The organism is Clostridium sp. AF22-10 (genome assembly GCF_003478725.1).
Taxonomy (GTDB): Bacteria; Bacillota; Clostridia; order Lachnospirales; family Lachnospiraceae; genus Otoolea; species Otoolea fessa.
In genome coordinates this window covers 164,621-187,223 of sequence record NZ_QUFZ01000001.1, presented here as the reverse complement: position 1 = coordinate 187,223, position 22,603 = coordinate 164,621, and the positions used below count along the sequence as shown (strand labels likewise).

The 22,603-nt window shown below is 47.1% G+C and carries 16 protein-coding genes and 1 pseudogene; 15 read left to right on the top strand and 2 right to left on the bottom strand.

Features of this window, described 5'->3' with window-relative positions:
- Positions 1 to 129 precede the first annotated feature (129 nt).
- Entirely contained in the window at positions 130 to 630 is a 501-nt protein-coding gene (locus DWX91_RS00830; RefSeq protein ID WP_118472209.1) for a MarR family winged helix-turn-helix transcriptional regulator, read from the bottom strand.
- 260 nt (positions 631 to 890) lie between these two features.
- Between DWX91_RS00830 and ftsH the strand changes: the two genes are divergently transcribed.
- The 8 genes from ftsH (at position 891) to guaA (ending at position 14,661) form a co-directional block, all read left to right on the top strand.
- Positions 891 to 2,816 carry an ATP-dependent zinc metalloprotease FtsH gene (ftsH, locus tag DWX91_RS00825; RefSeq protein ID WP_118491648.1) on the top strand — a complete coding sequence of 642 codons (1,926 nt, stop codon included), beginning with the start codon at positions 891 to 893 and terminating at the stop codon, positions 2,814 to 2,816.
- Positions 2,817 to 3,192: 376 nt separating this feature from the next.
- Entirely contained in the window at positions 3,193 to 4,386 is a 1,194-nt protein-coding gene (locus DWX91_RS00820; RefSeq protein ID WP_107000564.1) for a BMP family ABC transporter substrate-binding protein, read from the top strand.
- Positions 4,387 to 4,578: 192 nt separating this feature from the next.
- Complete coding sequence (locus DWX91_RS00815) at positions 4,579 to 6,135, top strand: ABC transporter ATP-binding protein (RefSeq protein ID WP_118472208.1); 1,557 nt, start codon at positions 4,579 to 4,581, stop codon at positions 6,133 to 6,135.
- Positions 6,132 to 7,208 carry an ABC transporter permease gene (locus tag DWX91_RS00810; RefSeq protein WP_118472207.1) on the top strand — a complete coding sequence of 359 codons (1,077 nt, stop codon included), beginning with the start codon at positions 6,132 to 6,134 and terminating at the stop codon, positions 7,206 to 7,208. The genes DWX91_RS00815 and DWX91_RS00810 overlap by 4 nt, the downstream gene beginning before the upstream one ends.
- Positions 7,205 to 8,167 carry an ABC transporter permease gene (locus tag DWX91_RS00805; RefSeq protein WP_022360158.1) on the top strand — a complete coding sequence of 321 codons (963 nt, stop codon included), beginning with the start codon at positions 7,205 to 7,207 and terminating at the stop codon, positions 8,165 to 8,167. The genes DWX91_RS00810 and DWX91_RS00805 overlap by 4 nt, the downstream gene beginning before the upstream one ends.
- A 329-nt stretch (positions 8,168 to 8,496) precedes the next feature.
- A complete protein-coding gene (locus DWX91_RS00800) occupies positions 8,497 to 9,300 on the top strand; it encodes a formate/nitrite transporter family protein (protein WP_182427373.1) in 804 nt (267 codons plus the stop codon).
- A gap of 300 nt (positions 9,301 to 9,600) precedes the next feature.
- The gene (gene uvrA / locus DWX91_RS00795; RefSeq protein ID WP_118472205.1) at positions 9,601 to 12,453 is read left to right on the top strand and encodes an excinuclease ABC subunit UvrA; all 2,853 of its coding nucleotides are present in this window, start codon (positions 9,601 to 9,603) and stop codon (positions 12,451 to 12,453) included.
- 666 nt (positions 12,454 to 13,119) lie between these two features.
- Complete coding sequence (gene guaA, locus DWX91_RS00790; RefSeq protein ID WP_117796206.1) at positions 13,120 to 14,661, top strand: glutamine-hydrolyzing GMP synthase; 1,542 nt, start codon at positions 13,120 to 13,122, stop codon at positions 14,659 to 14,661.
- 292 nt (positions 14,662 to 14,953) lie between these two features.
- On the opposite strand, the gene DWX91_RS00785 is transcribed toward guaA, so the two are convergent.
- A complete protein-coding gene (locus DWX91_RS00785) occupies positions 14,954 to 15,484 on the bottom strand; it encodes a helix-turn-helix domain-containing protein (RefSeq protein ID WP_009247529.1) in 531 nt (176 codons plus the stop codon).
- Positions 15,485 to 15,932: 448 nt separating this feature from the next.
- On the opposite strand from DWX91_RS00785, the gene DWX91_RS00780 reads away from it, so the two are divergent.
- The 7 genes and pseudogenes from DWX91_RS00780 to DWX91_RS00750 all read left to right on the top strand — a co-directional run bounded on the left by DWX91_RS00780 (position 15,933) and on the right by DWX91_RS00750 (position 22,576).
- Positions 15,933 to 16,121, top strand: coding sequence for a transcriptional regulator (locus tag DWX91_RS00780; RefSeq protein ID WP_009247528.1), 189 nt, complete (start codon positions 15,933 to 15,935; stop codon positions 16,119 to 16,121).
- Positions 16,122 to 17,213, top strand: coding sequence for a site-specific integrase (locus DWX91_RS00775; RefSeq protein ID WP_009247527.1), 1,092 nt, complete (start codon positions 16,122 to 16,124; stop codon positions 17,211 to 17,213).
- Positions 17,203 to 17,537: pseudogene (locus tag DWX91_RS00770) on the top strand (hypothetical protein). Before DWX91_RS00775 ends, DWX91_RS00770 begins: the two are co-directional and overlap by 11 nt.
- Positions 17,527 to 18,681, top strand: coding sequence for an AAA family ATPase (locus DWX91_RS00765; RefSeq protein WP_009247525.1), 1,155 nt, complete (start codon positions 17,527 to 17,529; stop codon positions 18,679 to 18,681). Before DWX91_RS00770 ends, DWX91_RS00765 begins: the two are co-directional and overlap by 11 nt.
- A gap of 332 nt (positions 18,682 to 19,013) precedes the next feature.
- A complete protein-coding gene (locus DWX91_RS00760; protein ID WP_009247524.1) occupies positions 19,014 to 20,174 on the top strand; it encodes a plasmid recombination protein in 1,161 nt (386 codons plus the stop codon).
- A 26-nt stretch (positions 20,175 to 20,200) separates the two neighbouring features.
- Complete coding sequence (locus DWX91_RS00755; RefSeq protein ID WP_009247523.1) at positions 20,201 to 20,578, top strand: TnpV protein; 378 nt, start codon at positions 20,201 to 20,203, stop codon at positions 20,576 to 20,578.
- 453 nt (positions 20,579 to 21,031) lie between these two features.
- Entirely contained in the window at positions 21,032 to 22,576 is a 1,545-nt protein-coding gene (locus DWX91_RS00750; protein ID WP_009247522.1) for an ATP-binding cassette domain-containing protein, read from the top strand.
- Positions 22,577 to 22,603 lie beyond the last annotated feature (27 nt).

Below are 22,603 nucleotides of genomic sequence, written 5' to 3'. Positions count from 1 at the left end.
GGAACACACCGGAACGGATGAAAGGATGAAATGGCAGAGAAATCAATCCGGAATGCTGCTGGACGTTACAAAAGTCAATTATACAGGATTTAAAAGAAAGCGGAGAAAAAAGTGTCTCCGGTGTCTTTATCATACGGATACATTCTTTACAGGTTCATCGGTTTCACAGTTGAATTTCTTCATTAATTCCATCAGGCGGCACAGGCACTCGTCCATCGATGCCAGTTCTTCCGGGGTGTAAGCGCGCAGCCCAAACAGGGTGGAAGACAGCATTTCCTGCTTCATCTGGTTCATCATCTCACGACCGGAATCGCAGATGCGGATGTAGACGCGGCGGCGGTTGGCTGTATCGTGGATCCGCTCGACCAGACCGCGTTCCTCAAGAACCTTGATCATATGGGAGAGCTGCTGCTTTGTGATACTCAGCTTGTCCGCCAGCTCAGACATGGTATAGTCTTGATCTGCCCAGCTGTCGAGCGCGATCAGGGCAAAAAATGGAAGCGAGTTGACTTTCATATCATGGCTTGGCTGGTAGTGGCATTTCGCCAGGGAGAGAAAGCCGAGTGCAAACTCCAGGAAGTGAATACCGGTTTTTTTTAAAAGATTTGAATTTTTTTTGCCTGGATTCATAGGGAAACCTCCAAATTTAAATATCAAAGTAATAAAATGCGGTCCATTTCACAAACATAAATTGCAAACAAGGAAACATCAATTTACTTGTACTCTAGCACATCCAGACAAAAAGGTCAACAAATATAAAAAGTAAATAAATATTTACTATTGTGGATTGACAAATAACAAAGAATGCGGTATATGTTAATGTATCACGAAACGATGTGACAGAAACACAGAAACCATCTGTCACAGACTCACAATAAGGAGAACAATCTATGGTAGAGAATACGAACGGAGGCGGAAAGCAGCCGCCCAGAAAATCATTTCTATATTATTATGGACTGGTAATGCTGGTTGTCATGCTGTTAAACATTTTCCTCTTCCCATCCATGATGGATCGGACGCAGGAAGTGCGGTTTGACCAGTTCAGTGAACAGCTGAAAGAGAATAATGTCGATGAGGTGTATGTGACGACGAACAATGAGATCGTCTATACGCTGAAAAATGACGATAAAAACAAGACCTGGAATGTCACCTACAAAACCGGCGAGATTCCAGGTGTCAACCTGTATGACCTGCTGGATGGTAAGGACGTGAAATACAGTGCGGAGATCAATACACAGGCTTCTCCGCTTCTCAATTTTCTGCTGACCTGGATTCTGCCGCTGATTCTTTTTATCGGAATCGGACAGCTGATGGGGCGTTCGCTGATGAAGAAGATGGGCGGCGCCGGAAATGCGATGACATTCGGCAAGTCCAATGCAAAGATTTATGCAGAATCCGAGACGGGTATCACATTTGCAGATGTGGCTGGCGAGGAAGAGGCGAAGGATGCATTAAAAGAGATTGTCGATTTCCTGCATAAGCCGGAAAAATATTCGGAGATCGGTGCGGTGCTGCCGAAGGGCGCCCTGTTAGTCGGACCTCCAGGAACCGGTAAAACGATGCTGGCGAAGGCTGTTGCCGGGGAAGCACACGTTCCGTTCTTCTCGATCTCCGGTTCGGAATTTGTTGAGATGTTTGTCGGCATGGGTGCGGCGAAGGTGCGTGATTTATTTAAACAGGCCAATGAAAAAGCGCCGTGTATCGTATTTATCGACGAGATCGATACGATTGGTAAGAAGCGTGACGGCGCCGGCATGGGCGGCAATGACGAGCGCGAGCAGACGCTGAACCAGCTTCTGACTGAGATGGATGGTTTTGACGGCAAGAAGGGTGTTGTCATTCTGGCGGCGACCAACCGTCCGGAATCCCTCGATCCGGCGCTGCTTCGTCCGGGACGTTTTGACCGCCGGATTCCGGTAGAGCTGCCGGATCTGAAAGGCCGTGAGGCAATTCTGAAAGTCCATGGCAAAAAAGTTAAAGTGGATGAGAGTGTGGATTACAATGAGATCGCCCGTGCTACCAACGGTGCGAGCGGCGCGGAGCTGGCAAACATTGTCAATGAGGCGGCGCTGCGGGCAGTCCGGATGGGACGAAAGACCGTGTCCCAGCAGGATCTGGAAGAGAGTGTCGAGACGGTTATTGCCGGATATCAGAAGAAGGATGCCGGTGTTTCCGGGGATGAGAAGAAGATTGTCTCCTACCATGAGATCGGTCATGCGCTGGTAGCGGCGCTGCAGACGCACTCGGCTCCGGTCCACAAGATCACGATTGTGCCGCGAACCTCCGGGGCACTCGGATATACGATGCAGGTGGAGGCGGATCAGCGCTTCCTGATGAGCAGGGAAGAGGCGTTCAACAAGATCGTGACACTGACCGGCGGCCGTGCGGCGGAGGAGCTGATCTTCCATTCTATCACGACTGGGGCTTCGAATGATATCGAACAGGCAACCAAGATTGCCCGTGCGATGGTGACGCGTTACGGCATGAGTGACCATTTCGGCATGGTAGCGCTCGAGACGGTCAACAACGCCTACTTAGGCGGCGATACTTCCCTAGCTTGTTCGGCAGAGACGGCGGCGAGGGTCGATGAGGAAGTGATTGCGCTGGTAAAGAGCGCGTATGAGAAAGCGAAAGCTATTCTTTCCGGGCATGAGGATAAGCTTCATGAGCTGGCAGACTATCTTCTGGATAAGGAGACGATCACCGGTGAGGAGTTTATGAAGATTCTGGAAGAGAAGAAAGAGGATGGCGAGGCAGAGGCTAAAACAGAGCCGTGTATTATAAGGTGGACGGTTACGTGTTTGCCGAAGTTATAAGAGAAATCAGTTACAGTGAGCTGAGCAGGTATCAGGCATTTTGAAAGGAAATGTCTGGTGCCTGTTTTTGTGTTATCTGCGTCGAAAAAAGATGCTGGCAGCTGATTCCTCCGGTGTTCCCTTCCTGCATATCGGGGGATTACAGGAGGAAAACAGAAATAAGTAAAACTTATGAAAAGAAATTAATAAATATCACAGTAAAAATCAGGCAAATTCCTTGAAAATCGTCTGTAAATATGCAATAATATCTCCTGTATCGATCCAAATTTTCGGGAATGCGGTTTTATTTTCGGATTTCAGGTTCCGCGAGGGAATTCTGACAAACGATGAGAAAGGGAAAGAACCGCATTCGCAGGCATTCTTAGGAGGAAATGTTATGAGAAAAGTAGTAAGCGTGTTACTGAGCGCTGCCATGGCGCTGTCCCTGTGTGCAGGCTGTTCTTCTTCGTCTTCTGATACAGCAGATACGAAGGCAGCGGAGGAAAAGGGAGCTGACGCGGCAGACACAGAAGCAGGCGAGGCAGCAGAGGGCGTGATGCCGGCAGTTGCTAAAGAGGATCTGAAGGTCGGAGTGATTCATATTGGAAATCCGGCGGATGGTTCCGGTTACAGCTATACGCATGATCAGGGTATCGTAGCGATGCAGAAAGCCGTTGGTCTGGAGGATGATCAGATTATCCGCAAGAACAACGTAGCGGACGATGATCAGACTGCCATCGAGACAGCAATGCGCGAGTGTGTCGAGGAAGGATGCCAGATTATCTTCGCGACAAGCTGGGGCTACATGGATGCATGCGAGGCACTGGCAGAAGAATATCCGGACGTTATCTTCTCCCATGCAACCGGCTACAAATCCAACGGTGTGAACTTTAACAATTATTTTGGACGGATTTATCAGTCCCGTTACCTCACTGGTATCGCGGCTGGTTTAAAGACAGAGAGCAATAAGATCGGTTATGTCGGCGCCTGGGGCAAGGACAATGCCGAGGTTACCGGCGGATGTGACGCATTTGCAATGGGTGTATATTCTGTAAACCCGGATGCAACCGTTTACATCAAGACCACCAACAGCTGGTACGATCCGGAAGGTGAGAAACAGGCAGCCGTAGCCCTGATCAACGAGGGCTGTGATGTCATTGGACAGCACTGCGATACACCGAACCCGCAGCTGGCAGCTGAGGAAGCTGGCGTATTTGGTGTTGGTTACAACTCTGATATGAGCAAGGATGCTCCGAAGGCAGTTCTGACCTCCACCGTTTGGAACTGGGGCGCTTACTATACCAAAGCTGTACAGGATCTGATTGATGGTACATGGACAGGCGAGAACTACTTCGGCGGTCTGGAGGAAGGTCTGGTAGACATTTCCCCGTTATCTGACCTGTGCGTAGATGGTACGCAGGAGAAGATCGATGAGGCACGTGCGAAGATCGAGTCTGGCGACTGGGATGTATTTGATGGCGTGATCGAGTGCAACGACGGAACCACCGTTGGCACCGAGGGCGAGCATATGTCCGATGCAGATATCACAGGCAATATCCACTGGTATTTCAAGAACATCGTAGAGAAATAATCACGGAATTGTATACCTGGAAGCGATGCTGAAGCAGGTTCGGAAACGCTTCCGGGTGTTGCAGATTCCAAGAGTATATAACAGATAAAAGGAGGCAGCTTCAAATGGATCCACTTTCATTTGCGGCACCTCTTTTTTCTTTTTTAGAAAATTGATTAAAAAATTGGTTAAATATTCATTTGAGGTGACGATATGACAGAACAGTATGCCATTGAGTGTAGGCAGATCACGAAAGCATTCGGAAGCGTCGTGGCGAACGATAAGATTGATCTGACCGTCCGGTACGGCGAGATTATGGCACTTTTGGGAGAAAATGGTTCCGGTAAGACAACGCTCATGAACATGCTTTCCGGTATCTACCACCCAGATGCCGGTTCGATTCTGGTTGGAGGAAAAGAAGTCTCCATAAATTCGCCGGTAGATTCGAGAAATTTAGGAATAGGTATGATTCATCAGCATTTCAAACTGGTGGATGTGTTCAGTGCGATGGATAATATCGTGCTGGGAACCAAGGGAAAACGGCTGGGAAGAAAGGCGTTGCGGGAAAAAATTGAAGCGCTTGGACAGTCATTTGGACTTGAAATTGAACCGGAGAAAAAGGTCTACGACATGTCGGTCAGCGAGAAGCAGACGGTCGAGATCCTGAAGGTATTATATAGAGGCGCCCAGATCCTGATTCTGGACGAGCCAACGGCAGTCCTGACGCCGCAGGAGACGGAGCGGCTGTTTAAAATCCTGCGCCGGATGCGGGAACAGGGCTGTGCGATTATTATTATTACCCATAAATTAAATGAGGTTCTTTCTATCAGTGACCGTGTCACGATTCTGCGAAAAGGAAAGAGCATCGAGACGGTGGAAACTGCCGGATGTGATGAGAAGAAACTTACGGAGCTTATGGTTGGACGACCAATCAGCCTGAATATCGAGCGCCCGGAGCTGGAGAAGAGAGAGACTATTTTGAAGATTGTCGATCTGACCGTCGATAAGAGTGACGGCGGCGTGGCGCTGGATGATATTTCTTTTGAGATTAAAACAGGCGAGATTCTGGGCGTTGCCGGTGTTGCCGGAAGCGGCCAGAAAGAACTCTGCGAGACGCTGACTGGGTTGATGGACGCGAAAAAGGGCGCTATTTTGTACCGTAAGGAAAATATCATCGGTAAGACTCCGGCGGAGATCATCCGCCTCGGAATCAGCATGAGTTTCGTGCCGGAGGATCGTCTCGGCATGGGACTGGTTGCTTCAATGGGTATGGTTGATAATATGCTGCTCAAGTCCTATTCGGAAGGGAAAGGATTGTTTGTAGACCGGAAACCGGCGAGGGAGATGGCAGAACGCCTGATCGGAGAACTGGGAATCGTGACGCCGGGCGTTGATACGCCGGTGCGTATGATGTCGGGGGGAAATGTCCAGAAGGTACTTTTGGGACGTGAGATTGAGTCGAGCCCGCAGGTGCTGATCACGGCTTACCCGGTGCGAGGGCTTGATATTAATTCTTCCTATCTGATTTACGACCTCCTGAATCAGCAGAAGAAAAAGGGCGTGGCGGTTGTCTATATCGGTGAGGATCTGGATGTGCTTCTGGAGCTTTCAGACCGGATCATGGTACTCTGCCATGGAAAGATCACGGGTATCGTGGATGCGAAGAAGCTCACGAAAGAACAGCTGGGACTGATGATGACCGGTACCGAGGCGGGCGAGCTGGGGCTGGATAAGAGTATGGCATCCGAAAAGAAGGAGGAACAGGCATGAAAGAACCGTGGATCCGCGTTGTAAAAAAGGCGGAACTTGGAAAAAGAGAAACATTGATCCTCCGTCTGGAGGCGATCGTGCTGGCTCTGGTGGCAGGCGGATTCTTTATCCTGCTGATTGGGCAGAATCCATTTGTCATTTATCAGACGATTGTAACCGGAGCGCTGCGAAGCGAGATGGCGATACAGGCGACGGTCAAAATCATGATTCCACTTTTGATTGCGTCGCTGGGCGTGACGCTGGCATTTAAAATGAAATTCTGGAACATCGGAGCCGAGGGACAGATCATTATGGGCGGTATTTTTGCCTCGTATTTTGCACTGTTCCATGCGAACTGGAATCACTGGCTGCTGGTGATCGTGATGTTTTTGGCAGGCGCGATCGGCGGAGGTCTGTGGGGACTCATTCCGGCGTGGTTTAAGACCCGGTATGATACGAACGAGACGCTGTTTACGCTGATGTTAAACTATATCGCGCTGAATGTCATCGTATTTTTGAGAGAGGGCGCATGGCGTGACCCAGGTTCCCAGGGATATGCGAAGATTGCCCGTTTCAATAAGAATGCGGCGCTCGATAAGGTGTTCGGCATCCAGTTCGGCTGGGTGATTGCGCTGATTCTTGTGGTAGTGATAGCGGTTTACTTAAATCGTTCCAAGCAGGGATATGAGATCAGCGTTGTGGGAGAGAGCCAGGAGACAGCCCGCTATGCCGGCATGAATGTAAAAAAAGTGGTTCTGCGGACGATGTTTCTGTCTGGCGCTGTCTGCGGCATCGGCGGCATGGTGCAGGCGACCGGTTCGGATGTCACGCTGACGACGGCAGTTGCCGGAGGGGTCGGATTTACGGCGATCATCGTGGCATGGCTGGCACAGTTGAATCCGCCGGTGATTCTGCTGGTTACCTTTTTGTTCAGCGTGCTGGAAAAAGGAAGCAGCGTAGTTCAGTCTTCATTCGGATTGTCCTCGGACTGCGCGGATGTGCTGCAGGGAATCATCCTGTTCTTCATTCTGGGATGTGAACTGTTTATACGGTATCAATTTGTATTTCACGGAAAAGGAGGTACACGCGCATGAGCAGCGAGATCGTAATTAAATTTCTGGTGGCGGCTGTATTGGCGGGTACGCCTTTCCTGTTTGGCACGGTTGGCGAAATTTTGAGTGAGAAGGTCGGACACCTGAATCTGGGCGTCGAGGGCATGATGTCGATTGGCGCGTGCGCCGGATTCATGGTCGGCTATCAGACGGATAACTTTGTTGCGGCGCTGTTAGCTGCGGCGGTGGCTGGAATGCTGTCGGCATTGATTTACGGTGTTTTGACTGTCACATTTATGGCAAATCAGAACGTAACGGGATTGACCCTGACGATTTTCGGCGTCGGATTAGCCAATTTTATCGGCGTCTTTATGCTGGAAAAATCAGAGAACGGCACCCTGAAACTTCCGGATGCGGTGACGGCACAGATGCGTAACATCCACATCCCGGGACTCAGTGATCTGCCGGTGGTCGGAGAATTATTATTTTCCTATAACCCGTTCGTTTATCTTGGAATCATCATCGCGATTGTGGCGAGTTTCTACTTATATAAAACACAGGTTGGTTTAAATGTGCAGGCGATCGGAGAAAATCCGGGCGCAGCAGATGCGGCAGGTATCGAAGTTACAAAGTGGAGATACATTAATATCCTGCTATCCGGTGCGATCTGCGGTATCGGCGGCGCATATTGCTCGATGATCATCAACGGCGGCGTGTGGCTGCGCGACAGCGTCGGCGGTCTTGGCTGGATTTCCGTTGCCCTCGTTATCTTCGCGGCGTGGAAGCCGATCAATGTTATTTACGGTTCCTTTATTTTCGGGGCTCTGCGCGTGCTGAAATACTATGTGCCGAAAAACACGTATGCGATTCCAACGGCATTTTTCGATGCCCTTCCGTTCATTATCACCGCATTGGTGCTGGTGATCGCGTCGATGCGTAAGAATAAAGGGGCACATATCCCGGCGCATCTGGGCGAGAATTATTTCCGGGAGGAACGGTAGGAAAATGAAGGGGAACTTATAGGATTTGTGGGAGGGCTGCAAAAAGTAGTCACATGAAATAATAAGGGAAGCCCTTGATAGGTGATGTCAGATGGCGGCTTGAGATGATAGGACGACATCAGAAATGATATAGAAATAATAGAAAAGACGGTTGTTTGTCAAAGATTTTAAAGGGATAGAACAGAAAGATCGGACGAAAACCGTCTTTTTCTGTTTGAAATGGAAGGAAAGGTTATAAAACGATGTGGCAGGTTCGGAAATTCAGAAGATAAAAGGAAGAATTTGAAAAATGAATTTCGGACATAGAAAGGCTGATGGGAGGAAAATCTATGATTGCATCGAAACAGATTGCAGAAAATTATGTGGAGACGGGCAGAAAAAAGGCGGAACTTCCGGTGTCTCATATGCTGATACTCGGCTTTTTCGCCGGAATGTTCATCGCGCTGGCAGGCGCAGGGGCGTCGGTTGCCTCGGCAGCAATGACAAATGCCTCGGCATCGCGGATTGCTTCGGCACTCGTATTCCCGGCAGGATTGGCGCTGGTGGTCTGCACCGGGGCGGAACTTTTCACTGGGAACTGCCTGATGACGATCTCGGCGCTGCAGAAACGGATTTCCGTGGGCGGGCTGTTTAAAAATCTTCTGTTTGTCTATCTGGGAAATCTGATTGGCGCGATCTTTGTGGCGGTTTTATTTGTCTACGGGCATATTCCAAGCCTGTACGGTGGCGATCTGGCGCAGGTTCTTCTGAATACAGCCGTTTCCAAGGTGACCCTGACTCTGCCGGAGGTGCTGTGCCGTGCGATCCTCTGTAATGTGCTGGTTTGTATTGCAGTCTGGGCGGCGATGAGCTCCGAGCAGGTATCTGGCAAAATTCTGGCGCTTTATCCGCCGGTGGCGATTTTCATTCTCTGCGGCTTCGAGCATTGCATCGCCAATATGTTTTACATCCCGGCGGGGCTGATGATCATGGGCGAGTACGGTCTGGCAGCGGAAGGGCTGACGATCGGAACCTTTATTCTCAATAATCTGATTCCGGCTACGATCGGAAATATGATCGGCGGGATGCTGGTGATTGGAGGCGGGTACTGGCTGGTGTATCTTCGGGGAACGAAAAATCGTGAAATAAAATGAATGCGTGAAAAAATGAAATAGGGCGAAAGGGTATTTTTGTCTGGTCTCCATGTTAGGTTTGGAGTCGGGCGGAGGTGCCCTTTTTGTATTAGAATTGATGAAAAGTTTGACTTCTATTCCCAAGGAATATCTATGTTTAGCTGATTCAATTTTATCAAACAGAACAAATGTTTGCAAAGACTTTTGGAATGTGTTATACTAAGCATAATTACAGGGAAGACTGTGACTATAATGACTATAAAATAAGTCAGCAGCGACATGATAAAACAGAGCAGAGTCAATGATAATTGAGGTACAGATATGGCGAAGCAATATATAAAGATACGAGGTGCCAATGAGCACAATCTGAAAAACATTTCCATTGATATTCCGAGAAATGAGCTGGTTGTCCTGACCGGACTTTCTGGTTCGGGTAAATCATCTCTGGCATTTGACACGATCTATGCCGAAGGGCAGCGGCGGTATATGGAGTCCCTGTCGTCCTATGCGCGTCAGTTCTTAGGTCAGATGGAAAAGCCGGATGTCGAGAGCATCGAGGGCTTGTCTCCGGCGATCTCTATCGACCAGAAATCGACGAACCGGAATCCGCGTTCGACGGTCGGCACAGTGACGGAGATCTATGATTATATGCGTCTTTTGTACGCACGGATCGGTATTCCGCATTGCCCGAAGTGCGGTCGTGAGATCCGCCGCCAGACGGTCGATCAGATGGTTGACCAGATCATGGCGCTGCCGGAGCGCACAAAGATCCAGCTTCTTGCCCCGGTCGTACGCGGGCGGAAAGGACGCCACGAGAAAGTGCTGGAGCAGGCAAAGAAGAGCGGCTATGTCCGTGTGCGGGTGGACGGCAGCTTATACGAGCTTTCCGAGGAGATCACGCTGGATAAAAATATCAAGCACAATATTGAGATTGTGGTCGATCGCCTGGTGGTCAAGCCGGGGATTGAGAAACGCCTTTCGGATTCGATTGAAACGGTCATGGGTCTCTCCAATGGTCTGATGCTGACCGATACGGCGGTGCGGGATGAAAACGGCGAAGAAAAGCACGATACCCTGACGTTCAGCCAAAATTTTTCCTGCCCGGACTGCGGTATCAGCGTGGATGAGGTCGAGCCGCGCAGCTTCTCTTTCAACAACCCATTTGGTGCGTGCCCGGACTGCTTCGGTCTGGGATATAAGATGGAGTTTGACGAGGATCTGATGATTCCAGACAAGAGCCTGAGCATCAATCAGGGTGCGATCACGGCGATGGGATGGCAGTCCTGCACGGACAAAACGAGCTTTTCCGGCGCGATCTTAAATGCATTGGCAAAAGAATACGATTTCAGTCTGGATACCCCGTTTGAAGATTATCCGAAGGAGATCCATGATATTTTAATTTACGGAACCGGCGGCAAGGTTGTGAAGGTGTATTACCGTGGACAGCGTGGCGAGGGAATTTATGATATTGCCTTTGAGGGGTTGATTCAGAGCATGAACCGCAAATACCGTGAGACGTTCTCTGATTCAATGAAGGCGGAATATGAGACATTTATGCGGATCACGCCGTGTCCAGCCTGCAAGGGGCAGCGATTAAAGAAGGAATCTCTGGCAGTCACGGTTGGTGGGAAAAATATTTTCGAGGCGACCGATATGTCGATCGTCAAATTCCGCGAATTTATCGATGCGCTGGAGCTGACGCCGATGCAGCAGGCGATTGGTGCACCGATTTTGAAAGAAATTCGGGCGAGAATCAGCTTTCTTATCAATGTCGGTCTGGAATATCTTTCCCTGTCGCGTGCGACTGGCACGCTGTCCGGAGGCGAGGCGCAGCGAATCCGCCTGGCAACCCAGATCGGATCCGGTCTGGTCGGTGTGGCATATATTCTGGACGAGCCGAGTATCGGACTTCACCAGCGGGACAACGACAAGCTTCTGGATACCCTGAAACACCTGCGGGATCTGGGAAATTCAGTTCTGGTGGTTGAGCATGACGAGGATACGATGCGCGCGGCAGACTGTATCGTGGACATCGGTCCGGGCGCGGGCGAACACGGCGGCGAGGTCGTGGCGATCGGCACAGCGGAAGAGATCATGAAAAATGAAAAATCGATCACCGGCGCATATTTGAGCGGGCGCATTCAGATTCCGGTGCCGTCCGAGCGGAGAAAACCGGCCGGCTGGCTGACGGTGAAAGGCGCAGCGGAAAATAATCTTAAAAATATTGACGTCAAATTCCCGCTGGGCGTGATGACCTGCGTCACCGGCGTTTCCGGTTCGGGAAAGAGCTCACTTGTCAATGAGATTCTTTATAAAGCGTTGGCAAAGAAGCTGAACCGAGCACACACGATTCCGGGAAAACATAAATCCATCGAGGGCGTCGAGCAGCTTGATAAGATTATCGCGATCGACCAGTCTCCGATCGGGCGGACGCCGCGTTCCAATCCGGCAACCTATACGGGGGCATTTGATCTGATCCGGGATCTGTTTGCGGCATCTACGGATGCCAAGGCAAAAGGCTACAATAAAGGACGTTTCAGCTTCAATAAAAAAGGCGGGCGCTGTGAGGCGTGCTCCGGCGACGGCATCATCAAGATCGAGATGCATTTCCTGCCGGATATCTATGTGCCGTGTGAGGTCTGCGGCGGCAAGCGCTATAACCGGGAAACGCTGGAGGTCAAATATAAGGGGAAAAGCATCTATGATGTCCTCAATATGACGGTCGAGGAGGCGATGAAATTCTTCGAAAATGTGCCGTCCATACACCGGAAGATTGCGACACTCTACGATGTAGGACTTTCCTATATCCGTCTGGGACAGCCATCCACCGAGCTGTCCGGCGGCGAAGCCCAGCGAATCAAGCTGGCGACGGAGTTGAGCAAGCGTGGAACCGGCAAGACGATCTATATTCTGGACGAACCGACTACGGGACTTCATTTTGCCGACGTACACCGTCTGATTGAGATATTAAGACGTTTGTCGGATGGTGGAAATACCGTGGTTGTCATTGAGCATAACCTGGATGTCATCAAAACTGCTGACTACCTGATCGACATCGGACCGGAAGGCGGCGAGGGCGGCGGAACCGTGATTGCGAAAGGAACACCGGAAGAGGTGGCAGCGACGCCGGGATCGTATACGGGGAAGTATGTGAAGAAATATTTAAATGTTTAGGACAATAAGCGGGAATCCTCGGCAATTCAATTACCGAGATGAAAGCGCAGGGTGTGCATATCTGCACAATGCAAATAGTATAATAATTCTCATCCTTTGCTCTCAGTTGAGAAGCCCCCACCTCTTTAGGTGCGAGTAATAACAAATTTGTCTCAGTGGGAGTTAGGTCTCCGATTGAGATAAACGCTCCGCGAGGATGCGCAGTGATTCTGCATAGAATATGCATTTTTACTTGCGGATAGGAATTTTCTGCACTGAAAATTCCGTACGATATCATACTGATAGCGGATTTTGCCGATGCTTCGCTGACCAGAATCACGCGCCAAGTCTCACGGATGTTCGACTTGAATTGAATCGAAAAGCATTTTTCTGGAAAAAGTGCCTGAAAATACCGTAAAAATGGCTTGTCTTTAATTGCCGGGTATTTTATAATAAAAGTTACAGGAATTGACAGGAAGAGAACGTGGTATAGCTGCTGAACAGATTGCGACGGTTATTTTTCGATTGGCGGCGATGGGGCTGGAACGGAGTGATTACCTGCGGCAGCAGTATGACTGTTACAGTTCACATGTTGTGCAAGCGTGTGACCATAAATCCTGGAAGTTGATTCGAAGCTACAAGTTGATGAAGTACGGATCGCAGCATAAAATTATAGGAGGAATACTCGTGGAGAAAGAGATGATCATTGTACTGGACTTTGGCGGACAGTACAATCAGTTGATTGCCAGAAGAGTAAGAGAGTGCAACGTATATTGTGAGGTTCATCCTTACACCCTGCCGCTGGAAAAAATCAAAGAGATGAACCCGAAGGGTATCATTTTCACCGGCGGACCGAACAGTGTATACAAGGAGGAATCTCCGAGATGTTCAAAGGAAATCTTTGATCTGGGAATCCCGGTACTGGGTATCTGCTATGGCGCACAGCTGATGTCCTACCTGTTAGGTGGCGAGGTTGCCACAGCACCGGTCAGTGAATACGGAAAGACTGAGGTAGAGGTAGACACAACATCTAAGCTGTATGAGGGTGTATCCCCGAAGACCATATGCTGGATGAGCCATACCGACTATATTTCCAAGATGCCGGAAGGTTTCCGTGTGACAGCCCATACTCCGGTCTGCCCGATTGCAGGTATGGAAAATGAAGAAAAAGGCTGGTACGGCATTCAGGCACATCCGGAGGTACTTCATACACAGGAAGGCTCCAAGATGCTGCATAACTTCGTATACAGTGTCTGCCATTGTGCAGGTGACTGGAAGATGGATGCGTTCGTAGAGAAATCCATCGAAGAAATCCGTAAAAAAGTAGGAAATGGTCGTGCCCTTCTGGCTCTGTCCGGCGGTGTAGACTCTTCCGTAGCAGGCGTCCTGATGGCGAAAGCGATCGGCGACCAGCTGACCTGCGTATTCGTCGATCACGGTCTGCTTCGTAAAAACGAGGGTGACGAGGTAGAGGCAGTATTTGGTCCGAACGGTCCGTACAAGCTGAACTTCATCCGTGTCAATGCACAGCAGCGTTTCTACGACAAGCTGGCAGGTGTAACCGATCCGGAGCGCAAGCGTAAGATCATCGGCGAAGAGTTCATCCGCGTATTTGAGGAAGAAGCAAAGAAGATTGGCAAAGTAGATTACTTCGTACAGGGTACGATTTACCCGGATGTAATTGAGTCCGGTCTTGGAAAATCCGCTGTTATCAAGTCCCACCACAACGTAGGCGGACTTCCGGAACACGTAGATTTCAAGGAGATCATCGAGCCGCTGCGTATGCTGTTTAAAGATGAGGTCCGCCGCGCCGGTCTGGAGCTTGGTATTCCGGAAAATCTGGTATACCGTCAGCCGTTCCCGGGTCCGGGACTTGGCGTTCGTATCATCGGTGAGGTAACCGCAGAGAAGGTACGCATCGTACAGGATGCAGACGCTATCTACCGCGAGGAGATCGCAAAAGCAGGTATCGACCGCACACTCGGTCAGTACTTTGCAGCCCTGACCAATATGCGTTCCGTAGGCTGCATGGGCGATGTCAGAACCTATGACTATGCCATCGCACTTCGTGCCGTCCTCACATCCGACTTCATGACCGCAGAATCCGCAGAACTTCCGTGGGAAGTACTTGGAAAAGTCACAAGCCGAATTGTCAATGAGGTAAAAGGTGTAAACCGCGTACTGTATGATTGTACGGGGAAACCGCCGGCTACGATTGAGTTTGAATAAATCGAGTTGCTTAAAAAAGCCAGTGTTTATGCGGGTTTCAGCGATTTCGATTAGTCTTTTGATAACAAATTGATAACAGTCATAGCAAGTGCCATTATTCTTGTTATCCAGTGGTTTATGGGTAACGGAACAATTAACAGGTGGCTTGCAGACTAAAGTTCGGAGCTTGGCTCTGAACAAATTCCATATTATAAACTAAGCCCTTAGCTGTGGTTAATAACCATAGTTAAGGGCTTTTTTGTCGTTGCCAAAGCATCTGTAGGGAGCTGCCAGTGGCAGGTCCTGTAGGTGCTTATTTATCTTTCAAGTGGTCTTTGAATGCTTCCACGAGAGCGTCACTTAATTCCTGTGATGGAACTTTTGCCCAACGCTGTGTGGTGTCGAACTCTGGATAATGGTAACGCCAGTTATCGTATTCTTCTCTGTTGATTTCTTCGGAAGATAGCTTGTCTGCCTGTTCTTTCCAAGCATACAGCATTTTGAGGAGTTCATATGCTTCTCTGCCTTTGTCCTTGTTGACCTTTAAGCATACCTCTCCGTCTGCTTCACTGACAGTAAGACCGTAAATATCTTCAAGGGTAAACAGAGTGTGCATAAGACCGATATAGCTGTCTATGTCAGGAACATCAAGAGCCTGTGGAGAAACATCAAGCACCTGTGCCAATGCATTTGTAAGGTCTGCTTTCGGTTTGCGTGTACCAGTTTCGTACTGTGCCAAACGCACATCAGCACTCTTTTCTGGAAAACCGATTGCTGTACCGAGATACTTTTGTGTCATACCACGCATTAGTCTGAAAAAATGTATTCTTTCGCTGATAGCCATAATGATACGCTCCTTTTATATTTAGTGAAATAAGTATAGCAGAAATGTTTAGTGGAAGTCAAGAAAAACCGAAACAAAAATGTTTAATATTTTCTTTGCAACCACTTGACAATAGCAAATATGTTTAGTAAAATAAATTACGAATTAAACAAATATGCTTAATGCGACAACTGAATGACCGTCCGAAAAGCCAAACCGCCAAGACCTCGTCGGAGCAAGTTCCGTATCGTTCGCTTGTGTGCAAGCACAAAAGCTCATTCGCTGCACTGCTCCTCCTCTTCCCCAAAAGTCTCCGACTTTTCGGGAACCCCTATACGAGCGAGCGCCTGATGTACTGCGGTGCATTGGGACAGCACAGCGCCTGCCGACAAGCAGGAGTGCCTGTTGGAACTTTAACACGGAGAAAGCGGCAAGCAAAAAATTATTTTAAGAAAGGAAGAAAAAGGATATGGAAAACAGATTTATCCGAGCCGAAGATGTGGCTCAGGAACTAAACGTATCAAAACCTTATGCATATAAACTCATCAGACAATTAAATGAGGAATTGAAAGCAAAGGGCTTTATTACGATTGCAGGGCGTGTAAATCGCCAGTATTTTTACGAAAGGCTCTACGGAGCAGGAAAGGGGGAAATGTAAATGCCGGTATTTAAGAATGAAGATAACGGTACTTGGTATGTGATGGCAAGGTATGTGAACTGGAAAGGGGAACGCAAGCAGAAATGCAAGCGTGGCTTTGCTACCAAACGAGAAGCACAGGAATGGGAAAGAATGTTCAAATTGCAGACTTCTTCAGACCTTGATATGAGTTTTGAAGCCTTTACGGAGCTTTATATCAATGATGTGAAGAACCGTTTGAAGGAAAACACGTGGCTTACCAAAGAGCATATCATACGCACAAAGATACTTCCGTATTTCGGGAAACTGAAAATCAGCGAGATTTCCACAAAGGAGATTATTACTTGGCAGAATGAAATGCTTGCCTATCGTGATGAGAAGAAAAAGCCTTATTCACAGACGTATCTGAAAACGCTGCACAATCAGTTGTCCGCCATTTTCAATCACGCTGTCCGCTACTATGAACTGCGTTCCAATCCTGCGGCAAAGGTGGGAAATATGGGACGTGAGGAACACAAGGAAATGCTGTTCTGGACAAAGGAAGAATACAAGAAATTCTCTTTTGAGATGATGGACAAGCCTGTTTCCTTTTATGCGTTTGAAATGCTTTACTGGTGCGGTATCCGAGAGGGCGAGCTGTTAGCTTTGACTCCGGCAGATTTCAACTTTGATAAGGAAACAGTCACAATCAATAAATCCTATCAGCGTTTGAAAGGGCAGGATGTGATTACTTCTCCGAAAACGAAAAAGAGCAACCGCACGATTAAAATGCCGAAGTTTCTGTGTGAGGAAATGAAAGAATATCTCGGTATGCTTTACGGATTGAAGAAGAAAGACCGTATCTTTACGGTGACGAAAAGCTATCTTCATCACGAGATGGACAGAGGGGCAAAGGCGGCAGGCGTGAAGCGTATCCGCATTCACGATCTCCGTCACAGCCACATTTCACTCTTGATTGATATGGGCTTTTCTGCGGTGGCGATTGCTGACCGAGTTGGTCACGAAAGTATTGATATTACTTATCAGTACGCACACCTCTTTCCGTCAAAGCAGATTGAGATGGCAGAAAAATTAGATGATTTAGGGAAAGGAGATTTTGAAAATGTCAGCTAAGAACAGAGATAACAAAAATCGTTGGAGGAATATCACAGTAGGGTTTCGAGTATCGCCCGAAGAAAACGAACTCATTAACAGAGCTGTAGCTCTATCAGGATTGCCAAAACAGGAGTATTGTTACCGCCGTTGCTTAAATCAGGATGTGGTGGTACAGGGCAATCCGAGAGTGTATAAGGCGTTGAAAACGGAATTTGCCACAGCCTTGCGGAACTGAAAAGGATTGAAGCAGGAAAAGGTGTGGATGATGAACTGCTGAGTGTAATAGAACTGATTTCCATTATTCTCGGCGGTTTGAAAGGAGAGGATGCGAATGGAGAATAAAAAAGAAATGACTATTCCAAATGTATCTGCGGCAACAGATGCGGAACAGTCACTTTCCAAATGTACTGACAATAGTATAGTCAATCAGGATACGGATTTCAAGGGGTACGAGCAATCTTTTGAAGAAATGCAAAGGGAAATACTCAGACAGTTAGACCCTTCCTATCTGAAAACAGTATCAATGACAACGCTGTATGATACGGTGTTTGAGGTTCAGACACCACTTATCGACGGTCTGCTCCAAAGGGGAACTTACCTTTTCGTAGGTTCCCCGAAAGTGGGAAAGAGCTTTATGATGGCACAGCTTGCCTATCATATCAGCACAGGCACACCGCTTTGGGAGTATAAGGTGCGTAAGGCAACGGTGCTTTATTTTGCCCTTGAAGATGATTACCCACGTTTGCAGAAGCGATTGTTTCAGATGTTCGGTGCAAAGGAGACAGGCAATCTGTATTTCGCAACGGAATGTAAAACGGTCAATGGCGGACTGGAAGAACAGATAAGAGGGTTTATGAGGGAACACCCAGACACAGGCTTGATTATCATAGACACCTTAAAGCGTGTGCGTGAAGCAGGCGGAGCAGATTACAGCTACGCAAGTGATTATGATGTTGTGGCAAGGCTGAAAGCGTTGGCAGACAGTTACAAGGTTTCAATGCTTATTGTTCATCATACACGCAAACAAAAATCGGAAGATATATTCGATATGATTTCAGGCACGAATGGTCTGATGGGTGCGGCAGACGGTGCATTTGTTCTCAGTAAGGACAAGCGTACTTCCAACAATGCCACACTTGATGTTGCTGGCAGAGACCAGCAGGATATGAAAATCCATCTTGTAAGGGACAGCGAGCGATTGGTGTGGAACTTTGCAAAATCGGAAACGGAGATGTGGAAAGAACCGCCCGAACCTCTGCTTGAGAAGATAGCGGATACGCTCTTTTCGGAAAGTGACAGATGGGAAGGAACTGCTTCGGAACTTTGCGAAAGGCTTGCGGTGGATATAAAGCCGAATGTACTTTCTTTAAGGCTCAGTATCAACGCAAGCAGGCTGTTTCGTGATTACGGTATCCGTTATCAGAACAGCCGCACACACGACGGAAGAAAGGTTTCACTTTGGAAAGAAACCGAGCAGACGGCGTGACAAACGGTGTCAAAGGTGTCAATGTTTTTGAGAGCAGCACGCTGTGAAAAACATTGTCACCATCGTCACACTTTGACACCGGATAAAGTTTAGGGGAGTGTGCAGAGAGTGCCTTTTCAAAGGCGGCTCTTTGGTCTCGCCTGCTGGCTCGGTCGGTTCGCAGGCGTGTGTGCCACCGGCACACGCTCACCCCTCGGAGAGCCTCGGAGAACGCAAAACCTGTTTACAGGTCGCATTTTTGATGGGTGTACCCGTCAAAAGTGCTTTTGCGTTACTTTTGACAAAAGTAACAAACCTGAGAATGTTGAAATTTACAGATGGGAGATGAAAAAATGCAGAGAACGATAAGTGCAATGGTCGGTAAAGGCTCGGTCAATCACAATAGCCGAAAGTTCCGAGCAGAAAATGTAGACGGAACTCGTACTCATCTCAATATCGACTACTGCAATGAAAATATAAAGACAGTTTATCACGAATTGTTTGATGAAGCATTGGAAAGATACAATGCCAAGCAGATAAGGTCAGACCGAAAGATAAAAGATTATTATGAAAAAATCCGAAGTTCCAAGCAGGAAAAACCGTTCCACGAAATCATTTTACAGGTGGGCGGTAAGGGAAATATGAACGCCGATACGGAAAACGGAGAACTGGCAAAGCAGATTTTAGATGAATACTATCAGGGTTTTCAGGAGCGAAATCCACAGCTTCGGGTGTTCTCGGCTCATCTGCATATGGATGAAGCTACACCACATCTGCACATAGATTTTGTACCTTTTACCACAGGCAGCAAGCGTGGACTTGATACAAGAGTGTCACTAAAGCAGGCTCTTGCAACGCAAGGTTTTAAGGGCGGCAGTCGTGGCGATACGGAGTGGTCGCAATGGATACAGTCCGAAAAAGAACAGCTTGCGGCGGTGATGGAACGTTATGGGATTGAGTGGGAACATTTAGGCACACACGAAAAACATCTTTCTGTTTTGGATTATAAAAAGCAGGAAAGAGAAAAAGAAGTGGCGGCATTAGGTGCGAAAATCGAGCAGAAACAGATTGAATTTGATGTGTTGTCGGAACGAGTATTGAACTATGATAAGGCAAAAGACGAGCTGTCAAATCTTGAAATAGAGCTTGATACTGCACCGAAATATCAGTTGCCAGAACCAGAGAAATTTATGACTGCAAAGGCATATAAAACCAAAATGGCAGAGCCGGTTGTAAGGAAATTGAAGCAACTTGTCAAAACGGTGCTTGCCCGCTGCTTTGAGGGGTGGGACAACTATCATAGGCTGAATACAGCGAATGCACAGTTATACCGCACCAATCAGCGTTTGGAGAAAGTCAATGAAAGATTGACCGAAGAAAACAAAATCCTAAAAGCAGAAAATAAAGATTACAGCCTGCTCCGTAAGGTTTTTGGTCGCAAACAGATAGATGATTTGTTGGAGCAGGCAAGAACAGTTAAAGGTCGCAAGCGTGATAATACACGATCACGATAGACAAAAATCACAGGAGGAAAAGGAAAATGACAAAGACAATTTTTGAAGAAATGGGCGGAACTTATAGACAGGTGGGTGATTATTTATTGCCGAACATCACAGTACCAGCCGAAGAAGAAATAGAGCCGATTGGTTTATGGGGGAAACGACATGCAAGGCATTTAAAGGAACACTATAAAGTGTTATATATGAACCTGCTGACAAGCGGAAAGCTGCATAGTTATCTTGCAGAAGTCGATAAGCAAGCAGAGGATATGTTTCTTCGACTGGTAAAGGAATATGCCGACAGACAAGATGTGACGGAACAATTAAAGAAAGATAATCCCTACGAATGGATTGGAAGAATGAATAATATTCAGGCTTGTGTGAGGGAAGTTGTAGGAACGGAGTTGATTTACACATAAGCGTTTTACGGTATGGTGCTCCTGCGTTTGCTGGAGTGCTGTGGTTGTGGTTGTAAAGAGGTTGTGAAAGATTGAATTTCGTAATGGTTGGATGTATAATTAGGAAGTGAAAATTTTAATTTGCACTTCCATAAGGTGAAATGTATTGACACAAAAAATACAGTATGATAGTATTGCCATTAGAAGAAAGAAAGGCACATTTTGTGTAAGGTGAGGAAATGATTAATAGATAATTTGATTTAAGTAAGACACATATAGTTATTGAGCCTGTAGAGAATAGGTTTGTTTTGTGTACGCTTAAGTTGGATTATCGCAAGAGGCATTTCCTTTGTTTTCCTTTTGGAAAAGAAATAAGGGTCTATTTAGCGAGTCTATTTTTGCGTATGCAAAAAAGACTCGTTTTTGTGTGTTCAAAATAATAATTGGCTCAGACTTCGAAAAGGAGAAACTTTAATGTTGCAGATAAAAAAATTAAATTTAACACATAAAAAAGACCTGAGAATAATTCTTAATGATTTCAACCTTGTGCTAAATGATGGAGATAAGGCAGTTATTATTGGAGAAGAGGGAAATGGGAAATCGACATTAATGAAGTGGATATACAATCCGTCGCTTGTAGAAAACTATATAGAAGCAGATGGGGAAAGGATAATGGGACACGAACGTCTTGGTTATCTTCCGCAGGAGATGCTCGATGAAGATAAGGAAAAAACAATATACGAATATTTTTCTGAAGAGGAAATATTCTGGGAGAAAACGCCTAAAGAATTGTCTGTTATTGCGGGAAAATTTGGAATGAAAAATGATTTTTTCTACAGTAACCAGACAATGGGTAGTCTTTCAGGAGGCGAAAAAGTCAAGACACAACTTATGAGGCTTTTCATTCGCGATGTTTCTGTGCTGTTGTTGGACGAACCTTCCAATGACATCGACATTGCGACGCTTACATTACTGGAAAAAATCATAAATGACTGGAAGCACATTGTGCTTTTTATTTCACACGATGAAACGCTGATAGAGCGTACTGCCAACATGGTGATACATATCGAGCAGATTATACGAAAAACAAAGGCGAGATATACCGTGGCAAAGCTTCCCTATAGACGCTATGTGGAAGAACGGCTTCATAAATTTGAAATCCAAAAACAGCGGGCACTGAGTGACCGTAGGGAGAAAAAGATTCGCGATGAAAAATATCAAAGAGTTATGCAGAGTGTACAAGGTGCATTAAGAAGTTGTACCAGACAAGCACCGTCTGTTGCCAAAAACTTAAAGGACAAAATGCATACGGTTAAGGCAATGGAACGAAGATTTGAAAAAGAAGATGAAAATATGACTCAGATGCCGGAACAGGAAGAAGCAATCTTTGTCAAATTAGGGGATGAAAACTCACACATTCCCGCAGGAAAAACGGTCATAGAATATGAACTTTCAAAGCTTGTGACTCCGGATGGCAAAAGAATTTTAGCAGAAGGAATTCATTTAAAAATAAAAGGTTCAGAAAAAATCTGTATGATAGGAGCCAACGGGGCAGGAAAAACGACTCTTCTAAAAAAGATAGCGGAAGAACTCCTAAATCGGAATGACATTAAAGCAGAATATATGCCTCAAACTTATGAAGACCTGCTGGATTTGGATGTTACACCGGTTGATTACCTTGATAAAACAGGAGATAAAGAAGAGCGTACAAGAATTAGAACATACCTTGGTTCACTTAAATACACACCAGATGAAATGGAGCATCCGATTCGGGAGTTATCAGGCGGACAAAAGGCGAAAGTGCTTCTCTTGAGGATGAGCTTAAGTGGTGCAAATGTTCTTATTCTGGATGAACCGACAAGAAATTTTTCACCATTGTCCGGTCCGGTAATAAGAAAAATGCTCCGAGAATTTCCGGGGGCTGTCATTAGCATTTCTCACGATAGAAAGTATATTGAAGAGGTGTGCGATAAAATATATCAGCTAAATCCTAATGGATTACAGCTAATTGGTGATTGATAACAAAAAGGATGAAAGACTGACAAA